Below are 12,076 nucleotides of genomic sequence, written 5' to 3'. Positions count from 1 at the left end.
CGCCAGTTTTACCTTTTCCCAAAGTTAATAAATCAAATCCAATATTCTTTGTAGAATGTTTCCTACAAAAATGTGAGCAGTTTTTATATTTTAAAATTACAATTTCTTCTCATCCACATCCTTTAAAAACTTAATTACACCTGTAAAATACGTTTCTTGGTCGTCGTATTGTGATAAATGACTGCCGTTTTTACAAAATAAAAAGCGTCCGTTTTGTACTTGTGTTGCCATCCATTTCATATGTTCAGGATCCATAGTGTCGTATTTTGCGCCAATGGTTAAGGTTGGCACGGTCAACTCTTTTAATCGTTTCGACACATCCCAGTTTTTAATGTAGGCATCACCTGTAATACCAAATTCGCTATACCCTTGCATAGAAATATATACCTCAGAATTAATGTGTTTAAAACATCTGGTTATGGATTCAGGCCATTCTTTTTGTGGTTTTCTTAAAATATGTTGGGTATAATAATGTTCAAAAAGCAATTCGGTATAACGTGGATTGGCAAAATCATTATTTTTTTCCAATTGCATAATTTCATTATACACGTCTTTGTTCAATTGCGGACCCAATACTTCCTTAGCATATTTGTTATACAACGGAATGCTTGAAACCATATTTGAAATAATCAATCCTTTTAAATTTTTCTGATATTTCAAGGCATAATCCATCGCTAAAATCCCACCCCAAGATTGTCCCAAAACGTAAAAATTATCTTTGTTTAAACCAAGTGCTATGCGTACTTGTTCCACTTCTTCTACAAAGCGTTCATTCGTCCAAAGCGATTTGTCTTTTGGCTGGTCGGAATAATACGAACCCAATTGGTCGTAATAAATAAATTCTATGCCTTCTTTTGGAAAATAGCCTTCAAAAGATTCGTATAATTCGTGTGTTAAACCAGGTCCGCCGTGTAAAAGCAATACTTTTATTTTCGGGTTGTTCCCAAATCGTTTTGTCCAAACTTTAAAAGTGCCTTTTGGTGTTTTTATAGGAATCATTTTAATTCCACCTGTGTATTGGTCTGCTTTTGAGTCAAAGGTGTGGTAGGTCTGTAACGAAAAATCTTCGCTCTTTTTACAAGAAAAAAAAGCGAAGATTAATGTAATGAAAATATATTTTTTCATATTAAGAGTTGTAAATTTTATCGTAAAGGGTTTGGTATTTCTCTTTGATTATTTTACGTTTTAATTTCATTGTTGGTGTTAAATGCCCTGCATCAATTGACCATAAATCGGGTGTTAATTCAAAACGTTTTACTTGTTCCCAATTACCGAATTTTTTGTTGGCTTCATCAATATCTTCTTGAATACGCGCAATAACTTTTGGATTGTTACAAAGGTCTTCGTTAGAATTTCCTAAATCAATATTATGTCTGATTGCCCATTCTTTTACAAAATCAAATGCCGGTTGAATGAAAGCCGCAGGCATTTTTTCGCCATCGCCAATAACCATAATTTGCTCAATAAAACGAGATTGTTTGAATGAATTTTCTAATACTTGTGGCGCAACATATTTACCTCCAGACGTTTTAAACATTTCTTTTTTACGATCGGTGATTTTTAAGAAGCCATCAGCATCAATCTCACCAATATCTCCTGTATGGAAATATCCGTTTTTAATTACTTCTGCAGTTTGTGCTTCGTCTTTATAATAGCCAATCATTACGTTTGGTCCTTTACAAAGAATTTCGCCATCTTCAGCAATTTTAACTTCTACGTTTTCAATAACTCTACCAACAGTTCCAATTCTGAAACCTCCATTTCGCATATCGTTTACAGAAATTACTGGAGACGTTTCTGTTAATCCGTATCCTTCCATAACCGGAATTCCAGCTGCGGTAAATACTTTGGTTAAACGCGTTTGAAGTGCCGCACTTCCAGAAACTAACATTTCCAATTCGCCACCTAAACCTTCTTGCCATTTAGAGAAAATTAATTTTCTGGCAATTCCTAATTTGAAGTTATAAAAGGCACCATTTTCATTATACGGTTTGTAATTCATACCTAAATCCAATGCCCAAAAGAATAATCGCTTTTTAATCCCTGTTAAATCCGCTCCTTTTGCGTAAATTTTATCGTACACTTTTTCTAAAAGTCTTGGTACAACTGACATTACGTGCGGATGTACTTCTTTTAAATTGTCAGATATTTTTTCAATACTTTCCGCAAAATAAATAGATATTCCACCATATTGATACAAATACGTTAACATTCTTTCGAAAATATGGCAAATCGGTAAGAAACTCAAAGCACGCGTACTTCCTTTTCGTAACGGCATTCTTTTATCTGAATTTAATACATCAGAAACAATATTATCGTGCGTAAGCATCACGCCTTTTGGTCGACCTGTAGTTCCTGAAGTATAAATTATAGTTGCTAAATCGGAAGGCAAAACAGCATCTTTTCGAGCTTCTACGTCATTTTGATTTGCGGTATCGTTACCTGTTTCTAATAAATCACTCCATTTTTTACAACCAGAAATTTCGTTAAACGAAAAAATATCTTTTAACAATGGAATATTAGCGTGTACCGATTTTAATTTATCGTACACTTCTTGGTCGGATACGAAACAATATTTAGCTTCAGAATGGTTTAAAATATATTCATAGTCTTCTGCAGAGATGGTTGGATACATTGGCACGTTTTGTGCCCCAGTCTGTAAAATTCCAATATCTGAAATGTGCCATTCTGTTCTGTTGTTTGAAGAAATGATAGCGATTTTATCATTTTTTTCAACACCTAAATGTAATAAGGCTCTAGATAAAGCATTGGCTTTATTAATATATTCTTGTGTAGAAGTTTTAACCCAATCGGTACCGTACTTTGTAACCAAAGCATCTGGTAAGTTGAATTTTTCTAACTGATAATAAGGAAAATCAAAAAGTCGTGTTACATTTTTCATATAAAAAGTTTTTTTTAAACTGCAATTTATAAAAAAATAGAACTTTATAAAAATTTTTAACTGAAAAACTTTGAATATTGCTAATTTTGCATCAATTAAATATTAATTAAATGAAATCATTTTTCAGATTAAATGAATACAGCGTGTTGTTTTACCGAATAGGTTTGGCGTATTTGTTTTATTTTATAGCTCGAATTTTATTCTACACGTATAATTACGATATTTTGGATGTAAATTCAGTAACTGAGTTTTTGCAGATTTCGTATCACGGTTTGGTTTTTGATACTACGGCTATTTTATATGTAAACGGACTATTTATTTTATTGTCTACTTTACCATTTTTTATAAATACAAAACCGAAGTATCAAAGAGGATTGTTTTATTTGTATTTCATTTCAAATTTATTTTTTTACGCCTTTAATTTTGTCGATTTAATTTATTACAAATACAATTTTTCTCGATTAACACTTGCCGCTTGGGATTTGGTAAAAAATGAAGAGTCAAAAGGCGGTATGTTATTTCGATTTTTAATTACCTATTGGCACGTGTTTTTGTTGTTTATTGTGGTAGCTATTTTATGGATATTTTTATATCAAAAAGTAAAAGTGAAACACAATTTAGTTGAAAATGCTAAGTTAAAATATGTTGCAAAATCTATTTTTGGTGTGTTAGTAATTGCTACTTTGTGTATTGGTGGGATTCGAGGCGATTTCAAGAAAAGTACTCGACCAATTAATTTAGTAGACGCCAACAGATTTGTAAAAAAATCACAACAAGCCGATTTGGTTTTAAATTCTACTTTTTCGTTTTTAAGAACTTTAGGTGTACAATCGTTTAAAAAAACCGATTTTAATATACCAGAAGAAGTTGTCAATGCAAATTTTCAACCCATTAAGTTGTACGATTCTAATACTCCAACTTCACCAAATATTGTATTGATTATCACCGAAAGTATGGGAAGAGAATATATCGGAGCGTTTAATAAAAATACAAATATTAAGGATTATGTGAGTTATACGCCTTTTATTGATTCCTTGGCTACCGAGAGTTTAATTTTTACCAATGCGTATGCCAACGGGTATAAATCCATACACGGTATGTCATCTATATTATCAGGAATTCCATCGTTTAAAGATGCCTTTACATCTTCTCCGTATGCCAAACAAAAAATTGGCTCTATGGTTTCTTGTTTAAAAAGTAAAGGGTATGATACTTCATTTTTTCACGGTGCACCAAACGGTTCTATGGGCTTTTTAGGATTTGGAAATATTTTAGGTTTTGACCATTATTATGGTATGACAGAATACGGAAATGATGCCGATTTTGATGGTTCGTGGGGAATTTGGGATGCTCCTTTTATGCAATTTATGAATAAAACGATAAGTCAAAAGAAAGCACCATTTTTTAGCACTATTTTTACGGTAACTTCACACGAACCTTATGTGGTACCTGCTGAGTTTAAAAATAAATTGCCAAAAGGTACAAGTTTGATGCATCAGCCTGTAGGGTATACAGATTACGCTTTTAAAAAGTTTTTTGAAGCCGCTAAAAAAGAGCCGTGGTTTGAAAATACTATATTTATTATTACCGCTGATCATTGTAATTTAGTGAATTATCATGAAGAATATTATAACAAAATTATGAATAGATTAGCTGTTCCGATTCTTTTTTATTCACCAAAATATAAGTTAAAAGGGGTAAACGATGAGTTGACACAACATATAGATATTTTTCCAACAGTTATGGATATTATTGGGTATAATAAACCATTTAGAAGTTGGGGAAGAAGTTTGGTAGCTAAAAATAACAGTAATACAAAGCCATTTGTAATGAATTATAATACGGGAATGTATAACTTTGCTCGAGGAAATTATGTTTGTGCTTTTGATGGAAAAGTAGCCGTTGGTTTTTACGGTAAAGAGGATAAAGAACAATTGCACAATTTAATTGGAAAAAGAAACAAAGAAATGAATGATATGGAAACGGCCTGTAAAGGGTTTCTTCAAGATTATTTTAATAGAATTATAGATAAAAAGTTGAGTAATTAAGTCGAAAGTCGAAGGTCGAAAGTCAAAAGTCAAAAGTCGAAGGTCGAAAGTCAAAAGTCAAAAGTAATTTTAGAGTAGTAAAATGAAAAAGAAAATATTAGTTTCAGTTATTGTAATTGCTGCACTTTTTTGGGCAAAGAGCTATTTTTATGATTATAAAATAAACCATAATTTAAAAGTAATTTCTGAAGGTAAAGTATATAAGAGTGGCGTGATTCCACCTGAAGATATTGCCGATTTTGTAAAAGAGCACAAAATTAAAAGCATCATCGATTTACGTTTTCCAGGAACGGGTGACGATGTAAATAATCCAGAAATTCCTGTAGAACTTATTGCAGAAAAAAAAGCAGCTGCTAAAATTAAAGGATTGAATTATTTCAATATAGGCTCCGATCAAGTGCCAAAGCCAGAAAATTTAGAAGCTTTTTTTAAAGTGATGGACAACAAAGCAAATTATCCAGTATTAATTCATTGTTTTCACGGTGTTGGTCGTGCCGAAATGTATTCTGCCATTTATCGTATAGAATATGAAAACTGGGACAGAGATGAAGCGAGAACAGAAACCCGTTTTTTAACCAAATTCAGTTCTTTCGATTTAGGAAAACCAAAAGGCGATTTTTTGCATAGTTATGTTTCTAGAAAAGAGAAAATAGAGAAAAGTAAATAGAACATAGAATCTGAAACAAGTTCAGATTGACAAACTTTTAATTAAATCTGTGCGAATCTGTTACATCCGTTCAATCTGTGTACCCATCTAAACAATCCCAAACCCCAAAACAATTGCAAATACAATAATCATAAATGCCACAATTTTCTGAATGGTAGTTATGGTTATTTTTTTTACCAATTTGTTTCCAAAATATACACCTATAAACGCAGCAAGTGTTGCAACTATTAGTAAATTCAAATTCAAACTATCTTTTACTTTTGAAATGTTGGTAAAATAAACAGACATTCGACTTATGTCTATCATACAAGCGATAAGTACACCTGTTGCAATAAATGCTTCTTTAGATAAGCCAACTTTTGTTAAAAAGGCACTACGTAATGCGCCTTGATGTCCGGAAAGTCCACCAAAAAAGCCACTTAATATACCACCTATAGGCAAATATTTTTTAGGAAATTGTAGGTTTTTTAATTTCGGAAGTAATTCAAATAAAGCGAAGAAAATTAGTAAAACAGCCACAATAACTTTCATCAATGTAATTTGAAACACGTATTCTCGTATGGTGTATTCGCTTAAAACATTGGCATTAGTAATTTTATCTAACAAAAAAGCCCCAAGAAAAGCAAAAATCAAAGCTGGAATTCCAAATTGTATTGCAATTTTCCAATTAATATGTTTTTTAACCAAAACGAATTTAAATGCATTGTTCAAAAAATGTACAATCGCTGTTAAAGCAATCGCTACATCAACAGGAAAAAATAATGCAAAAGCAGGTAATAATAACGTTCCCAATCCAAAACCAGAGAAGAAGGTTAGGGCAGAAGCAAGTAATGCTACAATAGGAATTATAATGTATTCCATATAAGTCAAAAGTCATAACGTCTTAAAGTCACAAACCTTTCGACTTTATGACTTTAAAACTTTTTGACTATTATATTCCATTAATAATTCCGAAAAAATCGTTGGCATTTAATGCAGCGCCTCCAATTAATCCGCCATCAACATCTGGTTTAGAAAATATTTCTTTGGCATTGTCTGGTTTTACACTTCCACCGTAAAGGATGGAAACATTTTCTGAAATGTCTCTTCCAAACACTTTATCTACTAAATTTCTAATAAATAAATGCATTTCTTGTGCTTGTTCTGGAGAGGCCGTTTCGCCAGTTCCAATTGCCCAAACAGGTTCGTAAGCCAATACAATGTTTTTCCAGTTTTCTTTTGAAATATGAAACAAACCATCACGTAATTGGTATTCCACAACGTTAAAATGATTGTCGCTTTGTCTGTCTTTTAATTCTTCGCCAAAGCAAAAAATAACGGTCATATCGTGTGCTAATGCGGTATCTACTTTATTGGCTAATAAGGCATCATTTTCGTAAAAATAAGCTCTTCTTTCACTGTGACCTAAAATAACTGTATTTACGCCAATACTGGTTAGCATAGCTGCAGAAACTTCACCTGTAAACGCGCCACCTTCTGCTTGATGCATATTTTGCGCTGCGATTTTAATATCTGAACCCGCTACTAATTCAATAGCCTTTGCTAAATAAGGAAAAGGAGTAGCTAAAATAACTTCCGCTGAATTGTTTGGTTTATTGTTTTTAATTTCATTGATTAATTCAATGGCTTGCGGTAAGGTTTTGTTCATTTTCCAGTTACCGGCTACGATGTTTTTTCTCATTTTTTAATTTAGTTACAACATTTTTTTGAACACAGATTGGAGAAATTATTGAAATTATTAAAATTTCTCCAATCTGTGTTTTAATAATAAATAAGGCTTCTTTTGTTTATGATATTTTATTTAGATGCTTCTATACTTTCAATGATTTTATCAAAGTCTTTTTCGATGGCGCGGAATAAAACAATTTTTCCTTCTTTGTTAATTACAATAAAACGCGGAATCCAATCCAACTTAATTGAAGTTCCAAATTCACCTTTCATTCCATCTGGAATTAGATAATTTTCGCCCGTAACCTCGTGCTTTTCAATGCCACTTTTCCATGCATCAAAGGTTTTATCACAAGATAAATTTACAAAAGCCACTTCTGGATATTTGGCTTTTAAATCCTTAACCTGAGGCATATTTTTAACACAATCACCACACCACGAAGCCCAAACTTCAATTACCAAGGTTTTACCTTGATTTTGTTTTAAAATTTCTTCAAAAGTAATGCCTTGATTTTCAGAGTTGATTAATTTTGCAGTTAAACTTTCTTTTGAAAATTCAGTTTGTGCTTGGCAAGATGTTAACCCAAGTCCTAATGCTAATGTAGCTAAGATTTTTTTCATTGAATTTGTTATTTGGAATTTGTTATTTGTTATTTGGAATTTTATTTTTTGTATATAACTTTCTCTAATGCTTTACTGTTAAATGCTTTTTCGGCAATACCGTCAAAAAATTTAATCACGTTTCCGTTGTGTAAATATACTACACCAGGTGTGTCTTTTCCAGAACCTAATTTCGTCCAAAAAGGAATGATGTCTATAACTTTATGTGGGAATTGTTTTCCAGCGTATTTAAAGAAATCTGGAATTTTTTCCGCTTCTTCATCCATAAATACAATTTGTACTTCAGGGAAATCTTTATGTTTTTTTTGTAAAGCGTTTAAGTCTTTTGCAGCATCTCTACAATGTTCGCAACCAGGTACGAAAAAACACAATATTTTTTGACCTTTATCAATATCTGCATATAAGTCGGAATACCCCGAAACCGCTTGTTTTGGACCTACTTCTTTTTTGATTTCTTCAACCGGTTTATCTGTTTTTACTTTCGATGAATCTATGGTTTTAATTTCCTCGATTTTTACTGAATCCGTTAGTTTTGATATTGTATCAGTTGAAATATTGATATTATCAATACTATTTGAAATTGAAACTGAACTCGCTTTCATCGGAGCCAACATAAATAATCCTAATATGCAACTTAAAGTGATGCTGGTTAACATCCAAATATTCGATTTTTTATCGTTTTCTGAAATTTTCCATAACCAAATTAATAATCCAACTGCGATGATGTTTTTAATAATAGCTTCAATAGGAGTCATTGGAATTAATTCGCCAAAACAACCACAATTCCCTGAATTTCCGCCACTTAAAAAAGTAACATAACTCAAATGAATGATAAAAACACTCAACAAACCCACTGTTGCAGGAATGGTAATGCGTTTTAAGAAATGATTGCTTAGCATTAAAAAGCCAAGAGCAAATTCAATTCCAATTAAAATTCTTGAAAAATAGGGTGCAAGTGATTCTGAAAATCCTAAAGTTAAAAGTTGTTTGACTTCAAAAGTAGAAATAGCAAAATAGGGAGAAAAATCGATAAATGGAAAATCAGAAATCCATCCTTTAGATATTTTCGCAATTGCTGAAACTATAAAAAGTAAAGCAATAACTATTCTTAATGTCCAAGATATATTTTTTTTGTTCATTTTTTTATTTGTTACGCAGAGTTACACAAAGATTACACAGAGCTTCACTGAGTTTTTTAATTTATCAAATATAAGTTAGTAAATTGATACCTGTTGTTAATGAAATGTTATTGTATTTCCAGAGATTTTTAAATGTAATTTTTTGTGTGTCTTTGCGATTAACATTGCGAATCTCTGTGAAACAATTACTCACCAAATTTCATCAAAATCAAAGCAAAAACCGAATAGTTTATCATATCTTGATAATTGGCATCAATACCTTCAGAAACTAATGTTTTTCCTTGGTTGTCTTCAATTTGTTTCACACGTAATAACTTTTGAATAATCAAATCCGTTAGTGAACTCACACGCATATCGCGCCAAGCTTCCCCATAATCGTGATTTTTATCTTCCATAAGTTCTTTCGTGATTTCAATTTTATGATTGAATAATTTTATCGCTTCATCTGCAGATAAATCAGGTTGAGAAGCAATTCCTTTATCCATTTGAATTAAAGCCATCACGCAATAATTGATAATACCAATAAATTCTGACGTTTCATCTTCATCTACTTTTCTTACGTCATTTTCTTGTAAACTTCTAATACGTTGCGCTTTAATAAATATTTGATCTGTTAATGAAGGCAAACGTAAAACACGCCAAGCCGTACCATAATCGTGCGCTTTTTTTGTAAATAATTCTCTGCAAACAGCTATAACTTTGTCGTATTCTTGTGAGGTATTGCTCATTATTATTTTATATTTGTATCAAACTTCAAATATAAGTAAAAAATACGATGTCAACAATAAACTGTAAAGGAACACTCATCAACTTATCAACACCTAAAGTAATGGGTATTGTTAATGTAACGCCAGATTCATTTTTTGATGGTGGAAAACTTACCGATGCTGATGCTGTTGTATTTCAGGTAGAAAAGATGCTTCAAGAAGGTGCTACATTTATTGATTTAGGTGGCTATTCGAGTAAACCTGGAGCTGATTTTGTTTCTGAAACAGAAGAATTGAATCGAGTAATACCTGTTGTAAAGTTATTAGTAGAAAAATTCCCGGATATTTTGCTTTCTATTGATACTTTTAGAAGTGAAGTAGCCAAACAAGCCATCGAAAATGGTGCAGCATTGATTAATGATATTTCTGCTGGTTTGTTAGATGAAAATATGTTAGAAACAGTCGCTAAATTGCAAGTTCCGTATATTATGATGCATATGAAAGGCACGCCCAAAACAATGCAAAGTTTAGCCAATTATGAGGATTTACTAAAAGAAATGAATTTTTACTTTTCAGAACGAATTGCAAAAGCGAGACGTTTTGGTTTAAACGACATCATCATCGATCCTGGATTCGGATTTGCGAAAACTTTAGAACAAAATTACGAATTGCTACAGAATTTAGAACTGCTACAATTTCACGATTTACCTATTTTAGCAGGCATTTCAAGAAAATCAATGATTTATAAAGCATTAGAAACGGCACCAGAAGCAGCATTAAACGGAACAACTTTTTTACACGCGTTCTGTTTACAAAAAGGTGCGAATATTTTAAGAGTTCACGATGTAAAAGAAGCGGTGGAGTGCGTGAAGCTGTATTTACGATTTTAGATTTGGGATTGTCAGAATTCGTAAATCTAAAAACGTAAATCTAAAATTTTTATTGATGGTGATACGGTTCGTTATTCAAAATAGTAAACCCTCTATAAATTTGTTCAATTACAAATAATCGCACCATTTGATGTGAAAAAGTCATTTGAGATAAAGCGACTTTTCCTTGCGCTTTTTGATACACTTCCTCTGAAAATCCGTAAGGTCCTCCAATTACAAACACCAACGTTTTAATTCCAGAGTTCATTTTCTTTTGTAAAAAATCAGAAAATCCAACACTAGTATATTCCTTACCATTTTCGTCTAATAAAATTAATTGATCGGTTGGTGCTAATTTTCCTAAAATAAGTTGCCCTTCTTTTGTTTTTTGTTCAGATTCCGATAAATTTTTTACGTTTTTTATATCCGGAATTACTTCTAAATCGAACTTAATATAAAATCCCAATCGCTTGGTATATTCTTCAATTAAAGCGTTTAGATTTTTATTGTCTGTTTTGCCTATGGCGATAAGTTTGATGTTCATATCGAGTTTTTTAAAACAAAAAACTCCAGATTGCTCTGAAGTTTTTAAATAGTTTACGTTTAGATACTAATTCTCCAACATAGTATGAAACACGTTCATCACATCATCGTCTTCTTCAATTTTCTCTAATAATTTTTCAACATCAGCTACTTGTTCTGGTGTTAATTCTTTAGTTACTTGAGGAATTCTATCAAATCCAGAAGATAAAATTTCTAAGCCTCTTGATTCTAATTCTTTCTGAATGGCTCCGAAACTTTCAAAAGGGGCGTACATTAATATTCCATCTTCATCATCAGCGAAAATTTCTTCTACACCAAAATCAATCATTTCTAATTCTAATTCATCAATGTCTTGTCCGGCAGCAGGAATTCGGAAATTACAAGTATGGTCAAACATAAATTCAACTGAACCTTGCGTCCCCATTGTACCATTACATTTATTAAAATAACTTCTAATATTTGCAACCGTTCTGTTGTTGTTATCAGAAGCGGTTTCAATTAAAATCGCTATTCCGTGTGGTGCATACCCTTCAAATAAAATTTCTTTATAGTTTGCGGTGTCTTTGTCTGTAGCTTTTTTAATAGCGCGTTCTACGTTTTCTTTAGGCATATTTACCGCCTTAGAGTTTTGTATGATGGCTCTTAATCTTGAGTTAGCATCTGGGTTTGGACCCCCTTCTTTAACTGCCATTACAATATCTTTACCAATTCTGGTAAACGCTTTAGCCATTGCCGACCAACGCTTCATTTTTCTTCCTTTTCTGAATTCAAACGCTCTTCCCATTTCTCGTTTTGGTTTTTATATATAAGTGCAAAAATAAAATAAGCAAGTAGTAAAAAAAAATGTTTGAGTGTTTTTTTTATGGTTTAAGTCTTTAATTCCACTAGTCTTTTTAGTTTTGCCACGAATTC

At 32.0% G+C, this 12,076-nt stretch carries 12 protein-coding genes; 3 read left to right on the top strand and 9 right to left on the bottom strand.

The window, feature by feature from the left end; all coding sequences use genetic code 11:
- Positions 1–96: 96 nt before the first annotated feature.
- Positions 97–1,125, bottom strand: coding sequence for a proline iminopeptidase-family hydrolase (locus ABWO04_RS00830; RefSeq protein ID WP_353076565.1), 1,029 nt, complete (start codon positions 1,123–1,125; stop codon positions 97–99).
- Position 1,126: 1 nt separating this feature from the next.
- Positions 1,127–2,902, bottom strand: a complete 1,776-nt coding sequence (locus ABWO04_RS00825) for an AMP-dependent synthetase/ligase (RefSeq protein ID WP_353076564.1) — start codon at positions 2,900–2,902, stop codon at positions 1,127–1,129.
- 110 nt (positions 2,903–3,012) lie between these two features.
- Here ABWO04_RS00825 and ABWO04_RS00820 point away from each other — a divergent pair, with 110 nt between their 5' ends.
- A complete protein-coding gene (locus ABWO04_RS00820) occupies positions 3,013–4,950 on the top strand; it encodes an LTA synthase family protein (RefSeq protein ID WP_353076563.1) in 1,938 nt (645 codons plus the stop codon).
- 82 nt (positions 4,951–5,032) lie between these two features.
- A complete protein-coding gene (locus tag ABWO04_RS00815; RefSeq protein ID WP_353076562.1) occupies positions 5,033–5,617 on the top strand; it encodes a dual specificity protein phosphatase family protein in 585 nt (194 codons plus the stop codon).
- A gap of 87 nt (positions 5,618–5,704) precedes the next feature.
- Here the strand turns inward: ABWO04_RS00815 and ABWO04_RS00810 are convergent, their stop codons facing one another.
- The 5 genes from ABWO04_RS00810 to ABWO04_RS00790 form a co-directional block, all read right to left on the bottom strand.
- A complete protein-coding gene (locus ABWO04_RS00810; protein WP_353076561.1) occupies positions 5,705–6,478 on the bottom strand; it encodes a sulfite exporter TauE/SafE family protein in 774 nt (257 codons plus the stop codon).
- A gap of 70 nt (positions 6,479–6,548) precedes the next feature.
- On the bottom strand, positions 6,549–7,298 hold the full coding sequence (gene tpiA, locus ABWO04_RS00805) for a triose-phosphate isomerase (RefSeq protein WP_353076560.1): 750 nt from the start codon (positions 7,296–7,298) through the stop codon (positions 6,549–6,551).
- Between the two features lie 116 nt (positions 7,299–7,414).
- Positions 7,415–7,906 (bottom strand): TlpA family protein disulfide reductase, encoded by a 492-nt coding sequence (locus ABWO04_RS00800; protein WP_353076559.1) that lies wholly within the window; start codon positions 7,904–7,906, stop codon positions 7,415–7,417.
- 41 nt (positions 7,907–7,947) lie between these two features.
- A complete protein-coding gene (locus ABWO04_RS00795; protein WP_353076558.1) occupies positions 7,948–9,045 on the bottom strand; it encodes a MauE/DoxX family redox-associated membrane protein in 1,098 nt (365 codons plus the stop codon).
- Between the two features lie 185 nt (positions 9,046–9,230).
- Complete coding sequence (locus tag ABWO04_RS00790) at positions 9,231–9,773, bottom strand: DUF1599 domain-containing protein (RefSeq protein ID WP_291241336.1); 543 nt, start codon at positions 9,771–9,773, stop codon at positions 9,231–9,233.
- Positions 9,774–9,820: 47 nt separating this feature from the next.
- On the opposite strand from ABWO04_RS00790, the gene folP reads away from it, so the two are divergent.
- Entirely contained in the window at positions 9,821–10,642 is an 822-nt protein-coding gene (gene folP, locus ABWO04_RS00785; RefSeq protein WP_353076557.1) for a dihydropteroate synthase, read from the top strand.
- A 49-nt stretch (positions 10,643–10,691) separates the two neighbouring features.
- On the opposite strand, the gene rlmH is transcribed toward folP, so the two are convergent.
- The gene (gene rlmH / locus ABWO04_RS00780) at positions 10,692–11,165 is read right to left on the bottom strand and encodes a 23S rRNA (pseudouridine(1915)-N(3))-methyltransferase RlmH (RefSeq protein WP_353076556.1); all 474 of its coding nucleotides are present in this window, start codon (positions 11,163–11,165) and stop codon (positions 10,692–10,694) included.
- Positions 11,166–11,231: 66 nt separating this feature from the next.
- Complete coding sequence (locus tag ABWO04_RS00775) at positions 11,232–11,948, bottom strand: YebC/PmpR family DNA-binding transcriptional regulator (RefSeq protein ID WP_353076555.1); 717 nt, start codon at positions 11,946–11,948, stop codon at positions 11,232–11,234.
- Between the last annotated feature and the right edge of the window lie 128 nt (positions 11,949–12,076).

This window comes from Flavobacterium sp., assembly GCF_040382755.1.
Lineage (GTDB): Bacteria > Bacteroidota > Bacteroidia > Flavobacteriales > Flavobacteriaceae > Flavobacterium.
The sequence above is the reverse complement of the archived record's forward strand: the minus strand, read 5'-3'. Positions and strand labels throughout refer to the sequence as shown.